Source organism: Acidovorax sp. LjRoot194, from assembly GCF_964253015.1.
Lineage (GTDB): Bacteria > Pseudomonadota > Gammaproteobacteria > Burkholderiales > Burkholderiaceae_C > Acidovorax.
Genome location: NZ_CAXUQB020000001.1, coordinates 3,678,122 through 3,701,437 on the forward strand (window position 1 = coordinate 3,678,122; position 23,316 = coordinate 3,701,437).

The following is a 23,316-nucleotide window of genomic DNA, read 5'->3' on the forward strand; positions in this document are numbered from 1 at the left end:
CAGCCTGAGCTTGTCGAAGGCCGGGCACGGCTGGGTGCGGCTTCGACAAGCTCAGCCCGAACGGGCGGGGGTGGGTTCGGGTTCGGGTTCGGGTTCGGGTTCGGGTTCGGGTTCGGGTTCGGGTTGGATGGGTTGAGAGCCATGGCCTCCACTTGCCCAGCAAGCAGTCACTGCTATATTTTTAGTAGCTGCTTGCGCTTACCAGACAAGCGGTAGAGGCCTTTTTTATCTCAAAACCACCATCAGAACGGCGAGTCGGGGAAGTAGAAGTTCTTCGCGTTCTCTTTGGTGATCAGCACCGACGGGATGATCGTCGTCGCAGGCAGCTTCTCGCCCTTGATGCGCGCCTCGGCCGTGAGCTTGATCGAGTCGTAAATGAACTTGGGGCTGTACGACACATTGGCCTGGATCAGCGGGTTGCTGCCATCGGCCAGCGTCTTGATCATGCCCTTGGCACCCGCGCCGCCGAACACCAGCTTGATGTCCTTGCGCTTGGCCTGCTCGATGGCCTTGAGCACGCCCACGGCCATGTCGTCATCGGCCGCCCACACCGCGTCGATCTGCGGAAAGCGCGTCAGGTAGTCCTGCATCACCTTGAAGGCATCGTCGCGGTTCCAGTTGGCGTACTTGGCGTCCAGCAGCTTGATGTCGGGGTGGTTCTTGAGCACCGCGTTGAACGCGTCCATGCGCTCGTTGTCCAGCGTGGTCGCAATGCCGCGCATGGCCACCACGTTGCCCTTGCCGTTCAGCGCCTTGGCGATGTACTCGGCCGGAATCTTGCCAAACGCGGTGTTGTCACCGGCCACATACGCGTCCTGCGCGCTGGTGTCCGTCAGTCCGCGGTCCACCACCGTCACGTACACACCCTTGGCCTTGACCTGGGCCACGGGCTTGGTCAGCGCGGCCGATTCGAACGGGAAGATGACCAGTGCGTTGATCTTGTTCACCGTGACCAGGTCCTGCAGCTGGTTGGCCTGCTCGGGCGCGCCGCCTGCGGTCTTGACGATGACCTGCAGGCCGGGGTGGGCCTTCTCCAGGTCCTTCTTGGCCTGGTTGGCCCAGTACACGATGCCGCCGGTGAAGCCGTGCGTGGCCGACGGAATGGCCACGCCCACCACCGTCTTGTTGGCCTGCGCCACCGCCGGGCCGGCCAGCGCCAGCGCGGCTGCGGCCCCCACGGCCGAGAGGGCCAGGCGGCGGGTGAAGGACGAAGTTGATGTCTTGCTGTTCATGATGCGTTGTCTCCTGTTGCTGTTGCTTTGCTGAAAATGGCCATGAAAGCCTGGCCGACTGGGGAACACTGACGAAATCAAAAACCGGTGGAGGCGCTTCGGAACGGGTGCAAGCACCTGGGGCCTGCGCCACTACCCCGTTCGCCCTGAGCCTGTCGAAGGGCTGTCACGATGGGGCGCAAGTGCCCAGGCTTCGACGGGCTCAGCCCGAACGGTTGGGGGATTGCCGGAATCCAGCGCAGTGCGCTCGCCCTGCCCCGTTCGCCCTGAGCCTGTCGAAGGGCTGCCACCATGGGGCGCGAGTGCCCAGGCTTCGACAGGCCTGTCCTGAGCCACGTCGAAGGGCTCAGCCCGAACGGTTCGGGGGTCGGGGCGGCCTCGCGGGGCGAATGAAAGGAATGAAGTGGCGGCACGGCCATCACCTCTTTCCACGCTGCATGAAAGCCACGGCAATGATCACGAACCCCTGCACCGCCGCATTCAAATACACGCTGATGATGCTGGTCAGGTTCAAGATATTGCTGATCACCGACAGCAGGATCGCCCCCACCACCGTGCCGGTGATGCTGCCCGCCCCGCCCTTGAGCACCGTGCCGCCCACGATCACCGCAGCGATCGCCTCCAGCTCCCACAGCAGCCCCGTGGTGGGCGATGCGGACCCCAGGCGGGGCACGTACAGCAGCGTGGCAATGCCCACGCACACCCCGAGCAGCATGTACGTCAGGATCTTGATCTTGTGCACATCCACCGCCGCGTACTGCGCCACCTGCTCGTTGGAGCCGATGGCCTGCACATAGCGGCCGTACGCCGTGCGATTCAGAATCACGCCGCCGATGACAGCCACCAGCAAAAAGACCCAGACCGGAATCGGCACCCCCAGCAGGTTGGCGTAATACACGGGGCTGTAGATGTCCGACAGATCGTTCTCCAGCGTGATGGCCCCGCCGTTCGAAAAATACGTGAGGTACGCGCGGAAGATGCCCAGCGTGCCCAGCGTCACGATGAAGGGCTCGATGCGCCCCTTGGTGATGAGCAAACCATGCACCAGCCCGAACACCGCGCCCAGCACCACGGCCAGCAGCATGCCCACCACCACGGCCGCCATGGGCGAGCCCAGCACGGGCGCCATCGCGTTCATGAACAGGATGACCGAGCCTGCGATCAGCGCCGCCATCGACCCCACCGACAAATCGATGCCGCCCGAGATGATCACAAAGCACATGCCCACCGCGATGATGCCGATGAAGGCCGTGCGCGTGAGCACGTTCATCACGTTGTCGTAGGTGGCGAAGTTGCTGTTGAGCAGCGTGCCGGCAATGCACAGCAGCACCAGCCCGATGACCGGGCCCAGCCCGTGCAGCTTGCCCCACCAGGCCGTGGCGCCGCCGTGGCGGCCCGCTGCGGTGGTGGCGTTTTCAGCGGGTACCTGTGGCATGTGCGATCAACTCCTCTTCGGTCAAATGTGGTTCTTGCAGCGTGGTCTGCAGCCGCCCGGCGCGCATCACCGCCACGCGGTGGCACAGGCCGATCAGCTCCATCAGTTCGGAAGAAATCACCACCACCGCCAGCCCCTGCTCTGCCAGGCGCTGCACCAGGTGATAAATCTCGCGCTTGGCGCCCACGTCCACGCCGCGCGTGGGCTCGTCCAGCACCACCACGCTGGGGCCGGGGTGCAGCACCTTGGCCAGCGCCAGCTTTTGCTGGTTGCCGCCCGACAGCGAGGACGCGCGCACCTCCAGCGACCCGGTGCGGATGCCGAACTCCTGCACCGCATCGCGCAGCGCAGCCTGCTCGGCCGCCGGGTCGAGCCAGGGCTTGGCGTAGCGCTCCAGCGCCATCAGCGTCAGGTTGGGCCGCAGGCTGAAGTGCACGTGCAGGCCCTTGCCCTTGCGGTCTTCGCTCAGGTACGTGAGGCCATGGCGCGCCGCATCGCGCGGGCTTTTCAAATTCACCGGCTTGCCCGCCAGCTCCACCGTGCCGGCCGAGCGCGGGCGCAGGCCCAGCAGGCCCTCGAACAGCTCCGTGCGCCCCGCGCCCACCAGCCCGGCAAAGCCCAGAATCTCGCCGCGCCGCACGTCAAAGCTCACGTCCTCGGCCCAGCCGGGCACCGTGAGGCCGCGCACCTGAATGGCGGGCTCTCCACCCGCAGGCGCAGGCAGCTTGGGCGGAAACAAATCCGCCAGCTCGCGGCCCACCATCAGGTTGGCCATCTGCCGCCGCGTCACGCTGGCCGTGGCCTCGCGCGCCACCAGCAGGCCGTCGCGCATCACCACCACCTCGTCGGTGGTGCGCTCCACTTCGTCGAGCTTGTGCGATATGTAGATGATGGTCACGCCCGCGGCCTTGAGCCCGGCCATCAGCGCAAACAGGCGCTCCGTCTCGCCCGGGGTGAGCGTGGCGGTGGGCTCGTCCATGATGAGCAGGCGCGCATTGCGGGCCAGCGCGCGGGCAATCTCCACCAGCTGCTTTTCGGCCACGATGAGCTTGCGCACTCGCGTGTCCGGGTCCAGTGGCAAACCCACCTGTGCAAGGGCAGCGCGCGTTTTCTCGCGCATCGCCTTGTCATCCAGGAAGGGACCACGCTTGATCTCATGGCCCAGAAAGATGTTCTGCGCAATCGTCAGGTCGTCCGCTAGGTTGAACTCCTGGTGAATGAGCACAATGCCCTGTGCCTCGGCCGCGCGCGATCCACCGCCCGGGGCGCGCACCGCGCCGTCCACCACCACCTCGCCGGTGGTGGGGCTCTCGTACCCCGCCAGAATCTTCATCAGCGTGGACTTGCCCGCGCCGTTCTCGCCCAGCAGGCCGTACACCCGGCCCGGCTGCAGCGCAAAGCCCACGCCGTGCAGCACGCGCACCGGGCCGAACTCCTTGGTCACATTGCGAAACTCGACAGCGACGCTCATCGTGCGGCCCCCACGGCATTGGCTTTGGTCGCAGAAGAAGAGGCACGCGGCGACAGCGCCAAGCTCTGCTGCATGGCCAGCACACCCGCGCCCACCACGCCCGCATCGTCGGCCAGCGGCGCGTATTGAATCTCCAGGTGCCGCGTGGACAGCGCCAGCGACCGGTGGTACACGCTCTGCCGCACCGACGCCAGGAACAGCGGCCCCATGTCCGTCACCCGCCCTGCAATGAACACATGCGACGGGTTGAAGAAGTTCACGATGGACGCCAGCATCTGCCCCACCAGGCTGCCCGCGCGCTGGATGATCGCGTTGGCCGCCACATCGCCCGCACGGCTGGCCTGGGCCACGTCCTCGGTGGTCAGCGTGCCGGTGGCCTGCAGGCGCTCGGCCAGCATCGCGCTCTCGCCCCGGTCCACGGCCTCCATCGCCATGCGCGCCATGGCGGGTGCTGCCGCCATCGCCTCCACACAGCCCTGGTTGCCACAGTGGCAGCGCGGCCCGCTCTGGTCCACGCAGATGTGGCCCACGTCACCGGCCGAGCCGTTGGCGCCCCGGTACACCTGCCCGTGGCACACAATGCCGCAGCCAATGCCCGTGCCCACCTTGATGACGAGGAAGTTGGGCAGATTGCGCTGCAGCCGCCACAGCTCGCCCAGCGCCATCAGGTTTACGTCGTTGTCCACAAACACCGGCGCGGCAAATGCCTCGCGCAGGTAGTCGCGGATCGAAAAGCCGTCCCAGTCGGGCATCAACGGCGGGTTGACGAGCTGCCCGCTTTCAAAATCCACCGGCCCCGGCAAGCCCATGCCGATGGCAATGACCTGCGACGCCGCCAGCCCGCAACGCGCCATCAGCTCGCGCATCAGCCCGCGCAGCCGCGCCAGGATCACGCCCGGCCCCTGGCGCACATCGATGGGCTCGCGGTGCCGCGCCAGCACCGTCATGTCGGGCCGCATGATCGCTACCTGCATGCTCGTTGCGCCCAGGTCGGCGCCAATGACCACGCCCAGGGTTTCGCTCAATCGCAGGGTTTCGGCCCGCCGGCCGCCAGAAGACTCCTGCAGGCCCACCTCGTCGAGCAGGCCTTCATCGAGCAGCGCCGCGACCATGGCGTTGGCCTTGCTCTTGGAGTAGGCCAGGCGTTGCGCGAGCGCATTGCGCGACGCGCCTGCGGACCAAAAGATGGTCTGCAAGACGCCCAAGTCTTCGGCGCCGCAGTGACTCCAGCGGGTGGATGGCAAGGCTTGTCTCCTGTCATTGTTGTGTAGCACCTCATGGGGGTGGGTGCTTGACAGGGATGCTATGCGGTCTACTTTGGCCGGGCAAGACTTAACTTTGACCTAATTTAGGTTAAACACCATTGAATCTAAAGTGCAAATTGTTAGGATAAATGTGCGACCGGCATCTCTACACGCCCGATGTGAATGCCCGACCATTGTTGAAATCTTTCGATTGCAAATCTCCCAGATTTCATTCATCCTCGCCGTCATACTCGTAATGTGGAGTAGATTTCAGGCCGTAGTTACAGAACATGCGGATTCTTATTGCACATCTTAGAGAAATTTTTAATTTACTGCTATGAATTATTGGAATCGAACTCGTAGTGTAGTCAAAAGTGCGAAAGCTGCCATTGCTTCCGAACCTAAGCATCTAGCTTCAATCGCACCTCTAGTGGAGGATGCACTTTCATTGCTCTTAAGCAACCCGTCTGAAGAATCAGTATCGGAAGTCAGCTATTTACTCACTAAAGCCCAGGAATTCGTAGCGCGATGGCGACCATCTCCTCGACCGTCTCCTGGCGTTATTTACATTCAGCCAATATGGGCACGAAGCACCGACGAACAAATCAGCGAAGCGCTATCACTCTTAAAACATGTTGATCTTTCAATCCCAAAAAAAATCGAAAATCCTACAACAATGAAAATATTTATTAGCCACAGCAGTGTAGATAAAAAAATTGCAGAGTCTTTAATTGATTTAATTCGACTGGCTTTAAACATACGCTCCAGCGACATTCGATGCACAAGCGTCGATGGCTATAAATTATCTGCCGGAGCGGAATCAAATAATCAGCTCAAGGCGGAAGTTTTCGAAAGTGAAATATTTATCGCAATACTTAGTCCAGCAAGCATGGCATCGATTTACGTCATGTTTGAACTAGGTGCACGATGGGGAGCCAACAAATACTTAGCACCAATCATGACAAATGGAACAAAGGCACATGACTTAAAAGCCCCACTCTCCGAGATACATGCAATCAACGGATCTTCCGAACCAGACATGCTCCAATTAATAGAAGATCTATCTCAACGTCTAAAGATAAGCACAGAGAAACCGGCCGTATACAACAAAGCTCTTCGAGTTTTTACGGAATGCGCCTCAACAGCATAGCAAGCATGTATTTTTATATTCAAGGTGATCATAAAGAAGCCAGCTCCTGGCGCCTCCCCTACTGGCAGCAACCAGCAATCAGATAAAAATTCTATGATTAAGCTTTTTATCAGTCATAGCAGCGAAGACGCTGAACTCGCTGCAATATTTGTTCAATTGATTGTTACTGCTTTGATGGTCAAAGCACAGGACATTCGATGCACAAGCGTAGATGGCTATCGTCTGCCAGGGGGCTCAGACACTGATGAACAATTGCGCGAAGAAGCGCTAGGCGCAGAGTGCTTTATCGGAGTAATTTCCTCGCAAAGCCTCGCATCAGCATATGTACTATTTGAACTAGGAGCACGCTGGGGGGCTAGACGTCACCTAATACCTCTACTGGCGCCCGGATTACGCCCTCAAGCGCTAAAAGGTCCTCTTCGTGGCCTAAATGCGCTAAGCTGTGACAGCATGGCAGACATTCACCAATTGATTGCTGAATTAGCCTCAAGAATGCATATTCAAAGCGAGTCACCCGCCGTTTACCAACGCCAACTTGAAGCGCTTGTTTACTATGCGACAACACTTGAAATACCAGTTGACTCAACCCCAACAAAAGAGCACATAGTAGATAAACACCTAATTGGAGTAACTGCTACTCAAATACCATCTCAAGACGACGACTATGCGGCCTCTGGGGAGATCATCGCGCAGCACTGCGAGCGGGAGTGGCCGGAGGATTTTTCGATGCGCGCTTATTGCATAAATCAGCAACAAGAAGCCGTTGAAAAACTCCGCCAAGGACGACCTTCAGACATCCCAGAAGAAGTTTTTTATCAGATTAGACGTAAATGTGCGCGTGAATGGCCAGATGATTTTTCAATGAGACAATATTCGAAAGAACAACAGACTGCTGCATACCGCAGCCTGCAGTCACGTCGCCAACAACCAATTTATTGAATAAAATTTATATAATGATCGAAATTTTTAAAAAAGTCCCAAAACGAATTATTCATTATTTTGCTTAACGGTCTTCCTAGCCTCACGCTCGTCCCCTCCAATCCAATCCATTTCTAAGCGCTCGCCACCCAGCCCCTGAACGCCAACCCCATGTAGAACATGCGCACATCGCCGAACCCGGCCTCGCGCAGCATCGCCTCGTCCTCCTCCGGCATCAGCGCAACCAGTTCTGAGGCAACCTTGGTCCATCCGCCGTCCGCCAGCTCCGGCGCCATGCCAGACGCTACCTGCAATGCCAAATAGCGCGACAACCAAAAGCCGCTCTCCACGGCCCTACGTTCACCAACAGCACGCGGCCAAGGGCGGAAAAAAATTGCTATTTATTCAATAGCTACGAGCGCTCTACCAATAAGCGCTGGAGCTCTTTTTAACTCATATTTCTACGGGACACGTACTAGCCTGCGCTGCATAGCGTGCCACGCCCGGCAGGGCCCCTAGCAAAGATCTCGCGCCGACACTCCCACCGCCTCGCACCACCGGCGGTAATCCGCCCGCCGATCAGCCATAGTGATCCGCTGCAGCACTGCATGGTGCGGCCCCAAATATTCCACGCTGCCCTTGACCACCACATACACCAGCAGTTCTTCGGTGCCCGTCGCCTCCCACCAGTCCACATTGCCCGCGGGCTCATGGATGTAGTCGCCCGGCCGCACCACGCGGCCATCGTTCAGGCGGCGCTCGCCCGCCAGCGTCAGGGCGTGCACTTCGCCCGTGTGCCGGTGCAGGCCCAGCCGCGTGCCTGGCGACAGGCGCATCAGCTCCACCCAGCCCGCATCGTCGGGCAGGAACTGGATGGGCAGGGACCACTTGCCTTCGCCTTCGGGGATCCAGCCCGCCAGGCCCGCACGCTCCAGCGTCTGGGCCACGATCACGTCGGCAAGAAGGTGGTCGTTCGTTGTCGTCATCGTCATGTCGGTGCTCCTGGGTAGTTGTTGGTGGATGGATTGCTTGATTGCTGGGTTGCTTGTTTATTGCTCGGGGTGCTGGTGGCGGTATTCCTGTGTGCGGCCGCCAAAGCCGTAGGCGGCGGCCCGCACGTCCTGCACGTAGACGTAGCTTTCGGGGTGCAGCGTGCCCAGCAGGCCCTCGAAGGCTTCAAACGCCTCGGCGATGTAGCGCGCCTTTTCGGCCTTGGTGTTGGTTTCGTCCACCACCTTGACGTCGAAGTAGAAGCTTGACTGCTTCAGGTCGGCCAGCGACCGGCCGGCGATGTACCAGTCGGCGGGGTCCACAAAGGTGAGGACCACGGCGGTGAGGTCGCGCCGCTTGCCGAGCACGCGGGTGGTCAGGTCCAGCAGGGTTTCTGCAATGCGGGCAGACAGCTCGGGCGTGCGTTGGGCAGACACTTTGACGTTGAGGATGGGCATGGAGGACTCCTGTTGAATGCATCGGGTTGAACGAGCCTTCACTGTAGAAATTGCGCCCCGCCACGGAAACCGCCCGTGGCGATAATGGCTTTTGCTCCGCACGCAAAGGCGCGCTCGATGAAACAAGAACCTCGCTCCTTCCTCCCCGATCCGGCCGACCTGCGGTGGCTGGTGCGGTCGCTCGACCTGCGCTCGTTTTCTGCAGCGGCGCGCGAGATGGATGTGGCGGTGTCGGTGGTCGCGCGTGGTGTGGACCGGCTGGAGGCCGGCTACGGCGTGCGCTTGCTGCGCCGGTCCACGCACGGCCTGTCGGCCACGCCCGAGGGCGCAGAGCTGGCGCAGGAAGCGCGTGCCTTGCTGGCGCAGCTGGAGGACATCGGTGCATCGCTGTCGGACCAGCGCAGCCGCGTGGCGGGCACCTTGCGCCTGGCCTCCAGCCAGGAGATTTGCGAGGCGCTGGTGCTGCCCCACCTGGCGGACCTGCAGGCGCGCTACCCCGCGCTGCGGGTGGAGCTGCTGGCCGATGACCGCGTGGCCGACCTGGTGACGGAGGGCATCGACGTGGCGCTGCGCACCACCGTGGGCCACAGCGACCTGGTGGTGGCGCGCGCGCTGGGCCGGTTCGAGCGGCGCCTGTACGCGGCTCCGGAGTATTTGCGCCTGCACGGCACGCCCGCCGACCCCAGCGATCTGCAGCAGCACCACACCGTCACGCACACCGCGCAGGGGCCGGCGGTGACCTGGACATTTCTCAATCCACGCGGCAGCGCACAGGGCAAGCCACTGGAGGTGACCGTGCGCTCCCGCCTGGCCGCCAGCAGTTCGGCCCTGGTGCACCACGCGCTGGTGGGCGGCGCGGGCATTGGCATGCTGTCCTGCCCGCTCGCGGCGGCCGATGTGGCGCAAGGCCGGTTGGTGGAGGTGCTGGCGCCTTTTGCGTCCCGCACGGTGCACACGCTGTACGCGGTGTCGTCACCGGGCCGGCGCAATGCGGCCAGGGTGAAGGCGGTGATTGATTTTCTGGTGAAGGCGGCCAAGGACCGGTGGGCGCTGGCGCCTGTGCGTTGAGGGTTTTCTTGCACCAACGGCTGGCTGGTCGGGGGGTTCCCTGAAGTTGAGCAACCGTCGGGCTGAGCCTGTCGAAGCCTTGCGCGGCGGCGCTTCGACAAGCCTGTCCCGAGCCTGTCCTGAGCCTGTGGAAGGGCTCAGTCAACGTGAACGGTTTCAGGGCGAGTGGGCGCCGCGTTCACTGGAGGCCGTTGCCACCCAGCCCCTGAACGCAAACCCCATATAAAACATCCGCACATCGCCGAACCCGGCCTCGCGCAGGATCGCCTCGTCCTCCTGCGGCGTCAGCACCGCCAGCTCGGCCGCCACCTTGGCCCGCCCGCGGTCGGCCATCTCGGGCGCCATGCCGGACGCCACCTGAAACGCCGCATAGCGCGACAGCCACAGGTCGCGCTCCCCTGCCCCGTCATCGCCGTCACCAACAGCATCACCATCGGCCACGCTCAGGTGCACCGCGACGAACGGCGCCCCGGGCTTCAGCCGCCGCCGGATCTCGGCCACCATGGCCGCACGCTCCTCGCGCGGCACAAAGTGAAAAGTCAGCAAACACGTCGCGCCATCGAACGGCCCGGCCGGTGCGCTCTGCACATAGCCGTGGTGCAGCGCCACGCGGTCGCCCGACACGCCCGCGCTTTGCAGCCGCTGCGCGGCCAGGTCCAGCATGGGCTGGCTCGGGTCCACGCCGTCGAAGCGCCAGCCGGGGTGCGCGCGCGCCATGTCCTCCAGCTCCAGCCCGCCGCCCGCACCCACCACCAGCACCCGGCCGTCGGCGGGCACGCGCTCGGCCAGCAGGATGCGCACCATGGGCAGCAGGCTGTCGTAGCCAGGCACGTTGCGGCGCGGGCCTTCGGCGTAGCGGGCGACGGCGGCGGGGTCGGTGAAGGGGGATGTGGTGGTGGGATGGGGCATGGTGTGGTGTGCGGTGGATGCGGTGGGTATGGCGTTTTGCGGTGGGGTTGAGCCAAGGGCTTGCTGGGCTGCGCAGTGTTTCGACAGGCTCAACCCGAACGGGTGGGGGTGTGCGGCTAGGGCAAAAAATCAAGCCAAATCGGCACCTTTCGCTTGGCTATCAAGCGCTAGCAGCTATCACTTCAGTAGCAAACCGTGAGTCCGCCAGCGCTCCTTCTGGGCCCATGCTAACATCACGCAACTTTGAATGTTGCATGAAACGAGATAGCCGCCTTTCCAACGTCCTCCACGCGCTGCTGCACATGGCAGAGATGGATGGCCCCGCCACGTCCGAGTCGCTGGCGCAGGCCATGCAGACCAACCCGGTCGTTGTCCGCCGCCTGATGGCGGGGCTGCGGTATGCGGGTTTTGTCTCGTCGGCCAAGGGGCATGGCGGGGGGTGGGTGCTGTCGTGCCCGCTGTCCGAAGTGACCCTGCGCGACATCCACGAAGCGCTGGGCGCGCCCACGCTGCTGGCGGTGGGCAACAGGGTGGAGAGCCCGGGCTGCATCGTCGAGCAGGCCGTCAACCGCGCGCTGACGGACGCGTACCAGGCCGCCGAAGAGGTGCTACTGGCCCGCCTGGGCGAGGTGACGCTGGCGCAGCTGTCGGCCGAGTTTCATCAACGCATGGTGGCAGGGTGCCACGGTCACAAGGAGATTTCTCATGGCGGCAGCAGCAATGACAACCACCCAGGCGTATGAGGTGATCGTGATAGGCGGCAGCTTTGCCGGCCTGTCGGCCGCGATGCAGCTGGCGCGTGCCCGGCGGCGCGTGTGCGTGGTGGATGCGGGCCAGCCGCGCAACCGGTTTGCCGCCGCGTCGCACGGCTTCTTCGGGCAGGACGGCGAGCCGCCGCTGGCGATGATCGAGCAGGCGCGCCGCAAGCTGCTGGCCTACCCCACGGTGGCGCTGCGCCAGGGCACGGCCGTGTCCGCCACGGCGCAGCAAATCGCGGGGTCGCCGGAGAGCGGCTTTGCCGTGGTGCTGGACGATGGCACGCACCTGGAGGCTCACAAGCTGGTACTGGCCTTTGGCGTGCAGGACGGCCTGCCCGACATCGCTGGCCTGCGTGATCGCTGGGGCACCAGCGTGCTGCACTGCCCCTATTGCCACGGCTACGAGTTTGCGGGCCAGCGGCTGGGCGTGCTGTACCACTCGCCGCAGTCCGGCATGCACGCGCAGCTGATTGCCGACTGGGGCCCCACCACCCTCTTCCTGAACGGCGACACCACGCTGGAGCCCGCCGAGCGCGAGCGGCTGCTGGCACTGGGCATTGCGGTGGAGCCTGCGCGCATTGCCGCCCTGGAGGGGCCCGGACAGGCGCTGCACGGCGTGCGCCTGCAGGCCCACGGCGACAGCGGCGCGCGCCTGCTGCCGCTGGACGCCCTGTACGTAGCAGCCACTACCCGCCCCGCCAGCCCGCTGGCCGAACAACTGGGCTGCGCCATGGACGACGGCCCCATGGGCCCGTGCATCCGCACCGATGCGAACAAGATGACCACGGTGCCCGGCGTGTACGCCGCGGGCGACGCCACGCTGATGCGGCACAACGCCACGCTGGCGTCGGCCGAAGGCGTGCTGGCGGGCGTGGGGGCGCACCAGGCGATGGTGTTCGGGCCATAACGAGGCGGCATGGGTGGGCGCCGACGGCAACAGACCTTGACTGAGGTTTTGGCTGCCGTTCTTTGAGCTCCCCCAACCGTTCGGGCTGAGCCTGTCGAAGCCCTGCGCCGCACGTCGGCAGCCCCGCCATCACCAGCCACAGGGCTCTGCGTCACCGGTTCACAGGGTTGACTGCCGAGCGGACCACCGGTGCAGCCATGCTGCAAGACCGCAAGATCGGCCCAGTCCCGGCGCGCAGGCTGCGGCACACTGTGTGGCGCAACGCCGCGCACGCCGACCTGCGCACCGGCCTGCCAGTTCCCACCCGCCCCAGCCATCCATCACCATGACCTCCACTGGATTCATCTCCCGCCTCCATGCCCGCCCTGGCTTTGGCAGTGCCTTTCGCTGGCTGTCTACCGCGGCGCTCTGCTGCGCCGCCACCCTGGCCCACGCCGCAGGCTTTGCCTTCATCGAGGTGCCCGCCGACCAGGTCGGGCCCGCGCTGCGCGGCGCCGTGTGGTCGCCGTGCAGCACCCCGCCGGGCCGCATCGACCTGGCGCCGCTGGTGCTGCAAGGCACGCGGGACTGCCCTGTCACAGGCTCAGGTCTGCCGCTGGTCGTGGTGTCGCACGGCGCGGGCGGATCGGCCCTGGGGCACCACGACACGGCGGCAGCGCTGGCCGATGCGGGCTATGTGGTCGCGGCCATCCACCACCCGGGCGACAATTTTCAGGACATGAGCCGCCAGGGCCACCTGTCGGCGTTTGCCACGCGGCCGGTGGACATAAAGCGGCTGACGGACTACATGCTGGGCGCGTGGCCCCAGCGCGCGCAGTTGGACGCGGGCAAGGTCGGCTTCTTCGGCTTTTCACGCGGCGGCTACACGGGGCTGGTGGCCACTGGCGCGGTGCCGGACTGGATGCTGCGGCCAGACCTGTGCCCACCGCTGTCCACCCGGCCGCTGTGCGGCGAGATCCGCCGCAACGAGATACCGGCCACACCCGCGCCGGATGCGCGCATCAAGGCGGCGGTCATCGTCGACCCCTTGAGCGTGTTCGATGCCAAGGGCCTTCGGCAGGTCGGCGTGCCGGTGCAGTTGTGGGCCTCGGCGCTGGGTGGTGACGGCGTCACTTTGAACAGCGTGGAAACCGTGCGCCAGGGCCTGCCCCGCGCGCCCGACTGGCATCTGGCCACCAACGCGGGTCACTATGCCTTTCTGGCGCCCTGCTCGCCCGCGTTGGCCGAGGTGGCGCCGGACATTTGCCGCGATGCGCCGGGGTTCGACCGGGTGGCTTTTCACCAGGTGTTCAATGCGCACGTGGTGCAGTTCTTTCAGCGGCACATTCCGGCGTCTGCAGCGGCGGGCAAGGCGCCTTAAGTGCGCAGGCCCTGCGCCGGCATCAGGCCCGGGCCACCGCCCGGCTGGGCCGCCGGATCGTCCACAACGCACCCGCCATCAACCCCACCCCAGCCAACTGCACAGGGCTCAGCGTGCGCCCATACACGGCCCAGTCCACCAGCACTGCGGTGAGCGAGTACACAAACTGCAGCACGGCGATGCGCCCCAGCGCCAAGCGGGCCATGCCCGCGAACAGCACCACATACGCCAGCCCCGTGTGCACCACGCCCAGGCCCAGCAGCCAGGCCCATGCAGCACCCTGCTGCGGCCAGCCCAGCACGAAGGGGGCCCACACCAGCGCCACGGCGCCCACCAGGCACTGCCACAGCGCCATCGCAAAGGGGCTGATGGCCTTTTGCGTGTTGGCCAGCAGCGTGACGCCCGCGTAGCACAGCGAGCCGCCCAGGCACATCAGCACACCCGCCATGTAGCCGCCGCCACCACCACTGCTGCTGGCGGCCGCAGCCGCTGCGGTGCCGTCCAGCAGGCCGGTGGTCAGCACCAGGCCGCCCAATGCGGCCAGGGTCGCCAGCCACTGCGTGGGCGAGACGGCCTCGCGCAGGAACAGGGCCCCGAACACGATGACCCAGATGGGCTGGATGTGAAAGATCACCGTCGCCACGGCGATGGACGTGCGCGGGATGGCCGCGAAGAACAGCGCCCAGTTGAACACCATGAGCACGCCGGTGGCACACGCCACCCAGCGGGCGCGGCCGCTGAGCAGCAGCTCGCGCCCCCGGCCCGTGGCCAGGCACCAGGCCAGCAGCGCCAGCGCGCCGAATGCGCAACGGAACCACACCGTCACCAGCGGGTGCTGGCCCGCCTCTTCCACAAACACGCCGATGGTGCCCAGCAGCACGCCCCCGGCGATGAGCAGCCACTGGCCGTCGCGCTCGCGCTGGACAGGTGGTTGCGATGGCTCTGCGGGGGATAGGGACGCTGCGATGCCGGCTTTGAGATTCATGGGGCTGATGCTCGGGGTTTAGCGTTGTGGTGTAAAACGGATAATTCGAACGGATATCATTCGATAAACGAATGCCTTTAAAAATGGCGTTTGACAGTGCACGACACCCTGCGTCTCCACCCGCGGCCATACGCATCCACACACCCACACCCGCACTCACGTTCACACCGACCGTTCAGGCTGAGCCTGTCGAAGCCCGCCCCAATCCCTGTGCGACGGACCAGAGAATCTGCGCAGGCGCCAGCCACACGGCAAGACGCCAGATCACACCACTGCACACACCCACCGAGGCACTGTCACCACAATGAACCACCCAGACTTTCAGATCGACTGGCTGCGTGCCTTTGTGGCCGTGGTGGACGCAGGCTCGCTCTCGGGCGCCGCGCCCCTCGTGCACCGCTCGCAATCCGCAGTCAGCATGCAGATCAAGAAGCTGGAGGCTGCGCTGGGCCGCCCGGTGCTGCTGCGCGGGCCGCGCCACCTGGAGGTGACGCCGGCCGGGGCCGAGCTGCTGTCGTACGCGCGCCGCGTGCTCGACCTGCAGGCCGAGGCACACACGGCGCTGTTCGGCCCGCAGCTGGCCGGGCGCGTGCGGCTGGGTGTGCCGGACGACTATGCCAGCGCCTACCTCACGCCGGTGCTGCGCAGCTTTGCGCACCGCTACCACGGGGTGGAGATCGAGCTGACGTGCGAGCAGTCCACGTCGCTGATCCCGCGCCTGGGGCGGGGCGAACTGGACCTGGCGCTGGTCTCGCGCGACAAGCCGCAGCGCGGGCACTTTTTGTTTGATGAGCCGTTGGTGTGGGTGGGCTCGCCGCAGCACGAGGTGTGGCGGCGCGACCCGCTGCCGATTGCGGTGTACGAGTCGGCCAGCCTGGCCCGGATCGCCACGATGAAGGCGCTGGCGGCGCGGCGGCGTGCGCACCGCATCGTGTACCACAGCTCCAGCCTGGCGGGGCAGTTGGCCGCCGTGGAGAGCGGCCTGGCCGTGGCGGTGCTCACGCGGTGCAGCGTGCCCGCCCATCTGCAGATACTGCAGGACCTGCCGGCAGAGTTTGACCTGCCGCTGCTCGATTCGATGGAGGTGGCGGTGCTGCGCAGCAAGGTGTCGCTGCGCTCGCCAGCGGTGGATGCGATGTACGAGCAGATGCTGCGCACGCTGGGGAGTTGATGGTGCGTGGCGACACGGCCTGCGTGCCGGCCGGCACTGCGGACCACGACAGCAACCCTGCCGCCGCAAGGCACTTGCGCGACCGTGGCTGCGGCGCAATCCAGTTCTAATGTTTGGCACCGGGACGCGCAATTGAACCAACGGCGCGCTCTTCTTCCTACCGAAAGCCAAGCATGACCACCACCACCGACATTCCCACCACAGCACTGCAACTGCGCTCGCTCGTCCAGCCCGACGGCACCTTGCAGATCAGCCTGGAGCCCACGCCCGTGCCCACGCCGGGGCCCGACGAGGTGCTGATCCAGGTGCAGGCCACGCCCATCAACCCGTCGGACATCGGCCTGCTCCTGGGCCCGGCCGATTTGTCCACGGTGCAGGTCACCGGCACGGCCGACCGGCCGGTGGCCACGGCCCGCATCCCCGAGCGCGCCATGCCCGGCATGGCCGCGCGCCTGGGCCAGAGCATGCCCGTGGGCAACGAGGGCGCGGGCCTGGTGGTGGCTGCGGGCGCGTCACCCGCCGCGCAGGCGCTGCTGGGCCGCACGGTGGCGGTGATCGGCGGCGCCATGTACGCGCAGTACCGCGCCATGCCGGCGGCGCAGTGCCTGCCGCTGCCCGCAGGCACCACGGCGGCCGAGGGCGCATCGTGCTTCGTCAACCCGCTGACCGCGCTGAGCATGGTGGAGGCCATGAAGCGCGAAGGCCACACCGCGCTGGTGCACACCGCCGCGGCCAGCAACCTGGGCCAGATGCTGAACAAGATCTGCCAGAAGGACGGCATCGGCCTGGTCAACATTGTGCGCAAGCCCGAGCAGGCAGCGCTGCTGCGCGGCATCGGCGCGCAGTATGTGTGCGACACCAGCGCGCCCACTTTCGTGGCCGACCTGACCGAGGCGCTGGTGGCCACGGGCGCGACCATCGCGTTCGACGCCACCGGCGGCGGCACGCTGGCCGGGCAGATCCTGCAGTGCATGGAAGCGGCCATCAACCGCAAGGCGCAGGAGTACAGCCGGTATGGATCGGCGGTGCACAAGCAGGTGTACTTGTACGGCCACCTGGACACGCGGCCGACCGAGATCCACCGCACGTTCGGCATGGCCTGGGGCATTGGCGGGTGGCTGCTGTTTCCGTTCCTGGCCAAGATCGGTGATGCCGCAGCACAGGCGCTGCGCGCGCGCGTGGCGGCGGAGTTGAAGACCACGTTTGCCAGCCACTACGCGCGCACGGTGTCGCTGGCCGGGGCTGTGAGCGCCGATGCAATCGCGTTTTATGGTGCGCGGAATACGGGTGCGAAGGTGTTGATCGATCCGTCGATGGAGTGAGCGGGGGTCGGTGCAGGTCACAGTCTGTCGGAGCGTTGTGCGGCGCTTCGACGAGCCTGTCCTGAGTCTGTCGAAGGGCTCAGCGTGAACGGATATTGGGGATTCCATTTCACTCACCCCCACACCGTTCGGGCTGAGCTCTCAAACACCGTTCGGGCTGAGCCTGTCGAAGCCTTGGGCGGCGCTTCGACAAGCCTGTCCTGAGCCTGCCGAAGGGCTCAGCGTGAACGGGTAGTTGTGGCTGCATCTTCACTCGCCCCACACCGTTCGGGCTGAGCCCCTCAAAAACCGTTCGGGCTGAGCCTGTCGAAGCCTTTCACCGCGCTTCGGCGAGCTGCGCGTGAACGGTGATTGTTTTTTCGTTGACTGCGAGTGGCTGTCCGTCAGGCCCCTGCCCGCACCAACGCCACCAACTGCTCGCGCGGCCCCAGCAGCGCATCGCCCCCCAACAGCCGCAGCGCGCCGCCCTGCCCTGTCACCACCAGTTGCGGCACACCCCGTGCACCCACGGCGCGCATCGTGGACTGGGCGTAGGCCACACGTTCAGCCAGCAGCGTGCGCAGGGCTGCATCGGGCGCCAGCGTGAGCGCTGCGGCGTCGGCCAAGCCCAGGGCATTGAGCACATCGGCCAGCACGGCAGGCTCTGCAGTGTCGCGCCCGTCCACATAGCGGGCATGCTGCAGCGCATGCAGGGCCTCCAACTCGCGCTCGGGCGCGGTGTGGGCCACGGCGGTCAGCGCCAGCGTGGCAGGGCCTGAGTCGAAGCGGCCAGACGGCGCACCCAGGATATGGTCGCGGTAGGCCTGCGTGAAGGGCTGGCCCGTGAGCTGCTGGATGCGCTGGTCGTTACTCCACGCATAGGCGGCAAATTCCGCATCCATGGGCCGCGCGCCTGCGCCTGCGAACAGGCCGGTGGGCGCGAGCGAGACATGGATGCCATCCACGCCCTGCAGGTGCTTCAGCGCGGGCGCGGCGGCGTAGCACCAGCCGCACAGGGGGTCGAACAGATAGGTGACGGAGATGGAGGACATGGTGGGTCAGGGGCTTTCAGGATCAGGGGATGCTGTGGGCGATGCGGTGAGGGGTGCTGAAGCAGCGAGCGCGGCTTCGAACCTTTCGATCTCTTGCGCGAGCGTGCCCCGGCTGCGGAAGTGGCGGCCGGCGCGGTCGTACCAGTTTTCGGCGTCCTCGAGGTCGCCTTCCTGCACATGCAGGATGCCGTGCAGCCAGGCCGCGAGCATCGAGCCGTCGTGCTGCACCAGGTCGTGCGCCGCGTTCCAGCGTCCGGCGTGCAGGTGCTGCAGGACTTGCGGGAGTGAATGCGTGGACACGGTGGGCTCCTTGTGAAAAACGGATGGCGGGCGTTGGCGCTGCAGAACGACGTCTTTTAGCTATCTATGGGACTAACTATCTATCTGCGTTCGATCATCTTCCACCCGTTCACGCTGAGCCCTTCGACAGGCTCAGGACAGGCTTGTCGAAGCGCTGCGCGGGGCTTCGACAAGCTCAGCCCGAACGGGTGTGGGAGGCTAAACGGTTGTGAGAGCCCGAGCGGTTGTGGGAGCCTGAACGGCGGCACCAGCCCGAACGGCAGCGATGGATGGAACGCAGGTTCGTCGCCGGCCTTTGCCCTTTCCGTTACTCAGCGATTTACCACTTCATCTCGCCCTTGTTGACCTTGGCGCCGATGTCCAGCGACAGGCCCATGGGCGCTGCGGGGTAGGCCTTCTTCATCGCGTCGATGAGTTCGGCGCTGGTCTTGGTGGCGGCGGCATTCTTCTCGAACGCTTGCAGGTAGCCCTTGCTGTAGGTGATGTTGGCAGCATCCAGCGTGCCGCCGGCAGGCATGTGGCCGGGCACGACCACCGTGGGCTGCAGTGCGGCCATCTCGTCGAGCTGGGCCACCCAGGCGCTGCGCTCGGCCACGGTTTGCGTATCGGCCGTCCACACGTGGGTGTTGGTGCCCGACACCGCGATGTTGCCGACGATGGCCTTGATGGACGGGATCCACGCATACGGGCGGTGCGCCAGCACGCCGGTGGTGCCGCGGATCTCGACCACCTGGCCGTCCACGCTCAGCGTGTTGCCGCTGATGGCTTTGGGCAGCACGGGCGTGCGCGGTGCGTTGGCGCCCATCTTGGGGCCCCAGAACGAGAGCTTGGTCGCCAGCTTGGCGTTGATCTTCTCCAGCACGGCGGGGGTGGTCACCACGTCGGCCTTGGGGAAGATTTCCTTGAGCGTTTCCACGCCGAAGTAGTAGTCGGGGTCGGCCTGGCTCACGTAGATGGTTTTGAGTTCCTTGCCGGTGTCGAGCACGTTGGCGGCAATGCGCAGTGCGTCGGCACGGGTGAAGCCGGCGTCGATGACCATCGCTTCCTTGTCGCCGTAGACCACGGTGGAGTTGACGTTGAAGCTGTTGCCGTCGGCGTTGTAGACCTTGACTTGCAGGGGCTGGGCAGCCTGGGCGCCAGTGAAGGCGACGGCGAGGGTGGCGGCGATGAGGGTGGTGCGGAACATGGTGGTTTTTCCCGAAAGTTGAAGGGTTGTCAGGGCTTGGCGTTGATGTCGAAGCGAAGTTTATTTGCGCCAATCGATCCAATAAACCCCATAAAATGCGCATATTTGTTGCACCAATAGAGCAAATATGGACCGCCTGACCGCCATGCGGGTGTTTGTGGAAGTGGCCACCAGCGGCAGCTTCAGCGCCACGGCCGAGCGGCTGGAGATGTCGCGCGCCATGGTCACGCGCTATGTGGGCGAGATGGAGCAGTGGCTGCAGGCGCGGCTGTTGCAGCGCACCACCCGCAGCGTGACGCTAACCGACGCCGGCGAGCACTGCCTGCGCCGCTGCCAGCAGATGCTGGCGCTGTCGCAAGACCTGGAGGAAGAAACCGCCAGCACCACCGAGGGCGAGCTGCGCGGCCAGTTGCGGCTGACCTGCAGCGTGTCGTTCGCGTTCGCGCAGATGGGCGCGGCGATTGCGGACTTTCTGGCGCAACACCCGCAGCTCAAGATCGACCTGGACGCGAGCGAGGGGTCGCTCAACCTGGTGGAGCGCCGCATCGACCTGGCCATCCGCATCAGCGCCGAGCCCGACCCGCTGCTCATCGGCCGGCCGCTGGCGCGGTGTGACTCGGTGCTGGTGGCATCACCCGCCTACCTGGCCACGCACGGCACGCCCCAGGTGCCGGCCGATCTGGCGCAGCACCGCTGCCTGAGCTATGCCAACTTTGGCAAGAGCGTGTGGACGCTGACCCGGGACGCAGAGACCGAGCGCATGGGCGTGTCGGGCCACTTCAGCGCCAACGAGGCCACCACGCTGATGCGCGGGGCGCTGGCGGGGGGCGGGATTGCGATGCAGCCGACATACCTGGCGAACCCGTTGCTGCGCAGCGGGGAACTGCAGGCCGTGCTGCCTGCGTGGAGCCTGCCTGCGATGACGATCCACGCGCTGTACACGTCACGCAGGCATTTGTCGCCGGCGGTGCGGGCGCTGCTGGATTTTTTAGTGCAGCGGTTTGCTGGCGTGCCTTGGTAGGGGTGCACCGGCTGGCGCGGCGGCGAGGTCGAACGCTATATTTTTAATAGCTGGGAGCGCTTGCTGGTCAAGCGGTAGGGGCTTTTTTTGCTTGAATTTTGGAGGGGTGATCGAACGCTCGGCGGTGTTCTGCCCCCTCGCCCCTTGCGGGAGAGGGGTTGGGGAGAGAGGGCGGTCGCCACAAAGCATGGCGCCACCAGAAACAAAGTCTCTGTCCCATCGCCTCTCCCCGTCACCTCACCTCACGGCAGCACCGCCGCCGCCTTGGCCCGCGCAATCTGCAGGTCCGCATCGCGCTGCAGCAGCAGGCGCTGCGCCACCAGTGCGTTGGCAGCCTCGGTCACGGCCGCCACGTAGCCGTCTTGCGTGCCGTACAGCTCTTCCAGCGACGGCCGCGCATCGCCCGCCGCCAGCCGTGCGGCGCGCGTCTTGTGGAAGGGGATGAAGCTGCCGGTGAGGTTGGCCAGGTCGGTGATGCCGGGCGTGGCGACGTAGTTGAACTCGATGCTGGTGCCCAGAGGCGCGCGCGCTTCCACGCTGCGGATGCCGGCGCGGGTAAGGCCGGTGGACGCATCGACCTGCGGCACCATGATCGCGTAGTCGCGGCCCAGGTTGCGCGGGGGCAGGATGGTGGCGATGCCCGATTCGTCCTGCGGGATGTACTGCGGGCCAAAGTCGAACAGCGGGAAGTTGTTGTACAGGCCCCGGTAGCTGAACTCAGGGATGGCCGTCTGCACGCCGCCCACCGCCCAGGTCAGTCCCTTCATGACCGGAAAGGCCAGCGCCTCGGGCCGCACCAGCGTGCCGTTGTCGATGCGTGGCACCTGGCTGGCGGGCGGCAGCGTGCCGCGCACCACCCAGTCTTCCAGGTTCAGGAACAGCGCGCGGAAGGTGTCGTTGAAGTGCACCACCGTGCCCGTGGGGTAGGTAGCGCGCGTGGGCGCATACGCGATGCTGGCCGTGCCCCCTGCCCCGCCGTGCTGGGTGCTGGCGTAGTAATAAATGCGCGCGTTGTCGGGCTGGGCCAGGTCCTTGGTGCCGCGGGCATCGGTCAGCACGGGCGAGCCCTGCAGTTGCCAGAACTCGGTGCCCGACAGGCCCAGAAAGAACTTGGGGCAGGTGCTGGTGGCGGCGCAGCGTTTCATCACGCCGCCCTGGCGGCCGCTGATGTCGTCGTTGTAGTCCTTGTCCAGCCCGCGCGGCGCCGTCTGGCCGAAGGCCGTGTGGTCGGTGCGCAGGCCCCCGCCGCCGCCGGGCACGGCAAAGCGGGTGTTGATGTGGGTCTGGCGCGCGGCCACGTGGGCGAACATGCCGTCGAACACCTTGCCGCCGTCGAGCGCCTGGTTGAAGCCCAGGTGCAAGAACGTCTTCATCGCGTTGCCCGACTGCGAGGTGCCCTGCCCCAGCGTGTACTGGATGCGGCCCGCCAGCGGGTTGGGCGTGCCCGACGAGTCGGCCGCCTTGCTGCGAAAGAAGCTCACCGTTTCGCGCAGCGCGGCCAGGCCCACGCCCATGACCTTGGGGTCCTTGGCGACGTAGACCAGCTCGTACAGGTAGGCCGGGTCGAACCCGCCTTTGAGGCACACGCTGGTGGGGCTGGCGGTGCCGGGGAAGGCATTGGTGCCCGCATCGCAGGTGGCGAACTTCCAGTCGGCTGCGGGCACCGGCACGCGTGCATCCGTTTCGTTGGCGCGGCGGGTGAGCGAGTAGCCGGGCTGGGTGTTGTCCAGGCTGGCGGGCTCGTACGGGATCATGGTGCCGTTGAAGACGCCGCCGGGCAGCGTCATTGATGCGCTGGCCACGGTGGGCACCAGCTCGGCACGGTAAGGGCCGGTGATGCTGCTGCCGTCCTTGTTCTTCGCCACGGGCACGGTCACCGTGAGGCGCGCCGGGGTGGTCTTGGGCACGTCGCCTTGCCAGGCGGAGTACAGCATCACGTAGCCACGCTCCAGGTACACCGCGTCGCTGGGCGTGGCCGTGGGGTTGAGCATCGTGAGGATGTTGCCGCGGTTGGGTGCGTCGTACCGCAGCACGCCGCTGGCCTTGGCCATGTTCTTGGGCTTGAGCATGACGAAGTCGGCCTGGTACTCGACCATGCCGTTGGCGTTGGTGGGCGCAAGCGCCAGGTCCTGGATGGTGGCGTTCTTGGGGTCCTTGGGGTCGACCTCGCCGCTGATGGTGCCTGTGAGGCGCTCGTACTCGCCCACGTCGCCATAGCTGCCGGGGAAGGCCTCGGTGGCAGTGATCTGGAGCTTGAGGGCCGGGCCTTTGGGGGCGTCGTCCCCATTGCTGCTGCCGCTGCCGCCACAAGCGGCCAGGGATGCCGCGGCGGCGGCCGTGAGGGCGAGTTTTCCGAATGCACGAAGGGGTTGCATGGTGTCTCCTGGGATGGATGGTGGG

At 65.4% G+C, this 23,316-nt stretch carries 22 protein-coding genes; 9 read left to right on the forward strand and 13 right to left on the reverse strand.

What is annotated here, in order from left to right; genetic code table 11:
• Positions 1 to 242 precede the first annotated feature (242 nt).
• The 4 genes from ACSQ3N_RS16640 to ACSQ3N_RS16655 form a co-directional block, all read right to left on the reverse strand.
• Entirely contained in the window at positions 243 to 1,232 is a 990-nt protein-coding gene (locus tag ACSQ3N_RS16640; RefSeq protein WP_396506557.1) for a substrate-binding domain-containing protein, read from the reverse strand.
• A 418-nt stretch (positions 1,233 to 1,650) separates the two neighbouring features.
• Entirely contained in the window at positions 1,651 to 2,667 is a 1,017-nt protein-coding gene (locus ACSQ3N_RS16645; RefSeq protein ID WP_436146846.1) for an ABC transporter permease, read from the reverse strand.
• Positions 2,648 to 4,138, reverse strand: coding sequence for a sugar ABC transporter ATP-binding protein (locus ACSQ3N_RS16650; protein WP_436146847.1), 1,491 nt, complete (start codon positions 4,136 to 4,138; stop codon positions 2,648 to 2,650). The genes ACSQ3N_RS16645 and ACSQ3N_RS16650 overlap by 20 nt, the downstream gene beginning before the upstream one ends.
• The gene (locus tag ACSQ3N_RS16655; protein ID WP_436146848.1) at positions 4,135 to 5,382 is read right to left on the reverse strand and encodes an ROK family transcriptional regulator; all 1,248 of its coding nucleotides are present in this window, start codon (positions 5,380 to 5,382) and stop codon (positions 4,135 to 4,137) included. Before ACSQ3N_RS16655 ends, ACSQ3N_RS16650 begins: the two co-directional genes overlap by 4 nt.
• A 337-nt stretch (positions 5,383 to 5,719) precedes the next feature.
• Between ACSQ3N_RS16655 and ACSQ3N_RS16660 the strand changes: the two genes are divergently transcribed.
• The gene (locus ACSQ3N_RS16660) at positions 5,720 to 6,532 is read left to right on the forward strand and encodes a toll/interleukin-1 receptor domain-containing protein (RefSeq protein ID WP_082517085.1); all 813 of its coding nucleotides are present in this window, start codon (positions 5,720 to 5,722) and stop codon (positions 6,530 to 6,532) included.
• 93 nt (positions 6,533 to 6,625) lie between these two features.
• The gene (locus ACSQ3N_RS16665; protein WP_436146849.1) at positions 6,626 to 7,471 is read left to right on the forward strand and encodes a toll/interleukin-1 receptor domain-containing protein; all 846 of its coding nucleotides are present in this window, start codon (positions 6,626 to 6,628) and stop codon (positions 7,469 to 7,471) included.
• A gap of 113 nt (positions 7,472 to 7,584) precedes the next feature.
• Here the strand turns inward: ACSQ3N_RS16665 and ACSQ3N_RS16670 are convergent, their stop codons facing one another.
• The 3 genes from ACSQ3N_RS16670 to ACSQ3N_RS16680 all read right to left on the reverse strand — a co-directional run bounded on the left by ACSQ3N_RS16670 (position 7,585) and on the right by ACSQ3N_RS16680 (position 8,898).
• Entirely contained in the window at positions 7,585 to 7,746 is a 162-nt protein-coding gene (locus ACSQ3N_RS16670) for a hypothetical protein (protein WP_156372180.1), read from the reverse strand.
• A 219-nt stretch (positions 7,747 to 7,965) separates the two neighbouring features.
• Complete coding sequence (locus tag ACSQ3N_RS16675) at positions 7,966 to 8,442, reverse strand: cupin domain-containing protein (protein ID WP_156372181.1); 477 nt, start codon at positions 8,440 to 8,442, stop codon at positions 7,966 to 7,968.
• A 57-nt stretch (positions 8,443 to 8,499) separates the two neighbouring features.
• Positions 8,500 to 8,898 (reverse strand): tautomerase family protein, encoded by a 399-nt coding sequence (locus tag ACSQ3N_RS16680; protein WP_056172070.1) that lies wholly within the window; start codon positions 8,896 to 8,898, stop codon positions 8,500 to 8,502.
• Positions 8,899 to 9,015: 117 nt separating this feature from the next.
• On the opposite strand from ACSQ3N_RS16680, the gene ACSQ3N_RS16685 reads away from it, so the two are divergent.
• Positions 9,016 to 9,966: a LysR family transcriptional regulator gene (locus ACSQ3N_RS16685; protein WP_056172071.1), complete on the forward strand. Its 951-nt coding sequence runs from the start codon at positions 9,016 to 9,018 to the stop codon at positions 9,964 to 9,966.
• A 156-nt stretch (positions 9,967 to 10,122) separates the two neighbouring features.
• Here the strand turns inward: ACSQ3N_RS16685 and ACSQ3N_RS16690 are convergent, their stop codons facing one another.
• Positions 10,123 to 10,875, reverse strand: a complete 753-nt coding sequence (locus ACSQ3N_RS16690) for a class I SAM-dependent methyltransferase (protein WP_436146850.1) — start codon at positions 10,873 to 10,875, stop codon at positions 10,123 to 10,125.
• A 254-nt stretch (positions 10,876 to 11,129) separates the two neighbouring features.
• Here ACSQ3N_RS16690 and ACSQ3N_RS16695 point away from each other — a divergent pair, with 254 nt between their 5' ends.
• The 3 genes from ACSQ3N_RS16695 to ACSQ3N_RS16705 all read left to right on the forward strand — a co-directional run bounded on the left by ACSQ3N_RS16695 (position 11,130) and on the right by ACSQ3N_RS16705 (position 13,900).
• Positions 11,130 to 11,618 (forward strand): Rrf2 family transcriptional regulator, encoded by a 489-nt coding sequence (locus ACSQ3N_RS16695; protein WP_218338841.1) that lies wholly within the window; start codon positions 11,130 to 11,132, stop codon positions 11,616 to 11,618.
• Positions 11,581 to 12,540 (forward strand): NAD(P)/FAD-dependent oxidoreductase, encoded by a 960-nt coding sequence (locus tag ACSQ3N_RS16700; RefSeq protein ID WP_436146851.1) that lies wholly within the window; start codon positions 11,581 to 11,583, stop codon positions 12,538 to 12,540. Before ACSQ3N_RS16695 ends, ACSQ3N_RS16700 begins: the two co-directional genes overlap by 38 nt.
• 325 nt (positions 12,541 to 12,865) lie before the next feature.
• The gene (locus ACSQ3N_RS16705; protein ID WP_436146852.1) at positions 12,866 to 13,900 is read left to right on the forward strand and encodes an alpha/beta hydrolase family protein; all 1,035 of its coding nucleotides are present in this window, start codon (positions 12,866 to 12,868) and stop codon (positions 13,898 to 13,900) included.
• 22 nt (positions 13,901 to 13,922) lie between these two features.
• Here the strand turns inward: ACSQ3N_RS16705 and ACSQ3N_RS16710 are convergent, their stop codons facing one another.
• On the reverse strand, positions 13,923 to 14,885 hold the full coding sequence (locus ACSQ3N_RS16710; protein WP_436146853.1) for a DMT family transporter: 963 nt from the start codon (positions 14,883 to 14,885) through the stop codon (positions 13,923 to 13,925).
• A 304-nt stretch (positions 14,886 to 15,189) separates the two neighbouring features.
• Here ACSQ3N_RS16710 and ACSQ3N_RS16715 point away from each other — a divergent pair, with 304 nt between their 5' ends.
• Positions 15,190 to 16,056: a LysR family transcriptional regulator gene (locus ACSQ3N_RS16715; RefSeq protein ID WP_056172084.1), complete on the forward strand. Its 867-nt coding sequence runs from the start codon at positions 15,190 to 15,192 to the stop codon at positions 16,054 to 16,056.
• A 173-nt stretch (positions 16,057 to 16,229) separates the two neighbouring features.
• Positions 16,230 to 17,378 (forward strand): zinc-binding dehydrogenase, encoded by a 1,149-nt coding sequence (locus ACSQ3N_RS16720; RefSeq protein WP_436146854.1) that lies wholly within the window; start codon positions 16,230 to 16,232, stop codon positions 17,376 to 17,378.
• A gap of 383 nt (positions 17,379 to 17,761) precedes the next feature.
• Here the strand turns inward: ACSQ3N_RS16720 and ACSQ3N_RS16725 are convergent, their stop codons facing one another.
• From ACSQ3N_RS16725 to ACSQ3N_RS16735, 3 genes are all read right to left on the reverse strand, one after another.
• On the reverse strand, positions 17,762 to 18,409 hold the full coding sequence (locus tag ACSQ3N_RS16725) for a DsbA family protein (RefSeq protein ID WP_436146855.1): 648 nt from the start codon (positions 18,407 to 18,409) through the stop codon (positions 17,762 to 17,764).
• A gap of 6 nt (positions 18,410 to 18,415) precedes the next feature.
• Positions 18,416 to 18,709, reverse strand: coding sequence for a hypothetical protein (locus ACSQ3N_RS16730; RefSeq protein WP_436146856.1), 294 nt, complete (start codon positions 18,707 to 18,709; stop codon positions 18,416 to 18,418).
• Between the two features lie 319 nt (positions 18,710 to 19,028).
• On the reverse strand, positions 19,029 to 19,895 hold the full coding sequence (locus tag ACSQ3N_RS16735) for an MBL fold metallo-hydrolase (protein WP_436146857.1): 867 nt from the start codon (positions 19,893 to 19,895) through the stop codon (positions 19,029 to 19,031).
• A gap of 127 nt (positions 19,896 to 20,022) precedes the next feature.
• Here ACSQ3N_RS16735 and ACSQ3N_RS16740 point away from each other — a divergent pair, with 127 nt between their 5' ends.
• Positions 20,023 to 20,916 carry a LysR family transcriptional regulator gene (locus ACSQ3N_RS16740; RefSeq protein ID WP_436146858.1) on the forward strand — a complete coding sequence of 298 codons (894 nt, stop codon included), beginning with the start codon at positions 20,023 to 20,025 and terminating at the stop codon, positions 20,914 to 20,916.
• A gap of 242 nt (positions 20,917 to 21,158) precedes the next feature.
• On the opposite strand, the gene ACSQ3N_RS16745 is transcribed toward ACSQ3N_RS16740, so the two are convergent.
• Positions 21,159 to 23,291 (reverse strand): alpha/beta hydrolase domain-containing protein, encoded by a 2,133-nt coding sequence (locus ACSQ3N_RS16745; protein ID WP_436146859.1) that lies wholly within the window; start codon positions 23,289 to 23,291, stop codon positions 21,159 to 21,161.
• Between the last annotated feature and the right edge of the window lie 25 nt (positions 23,292 to 23,316).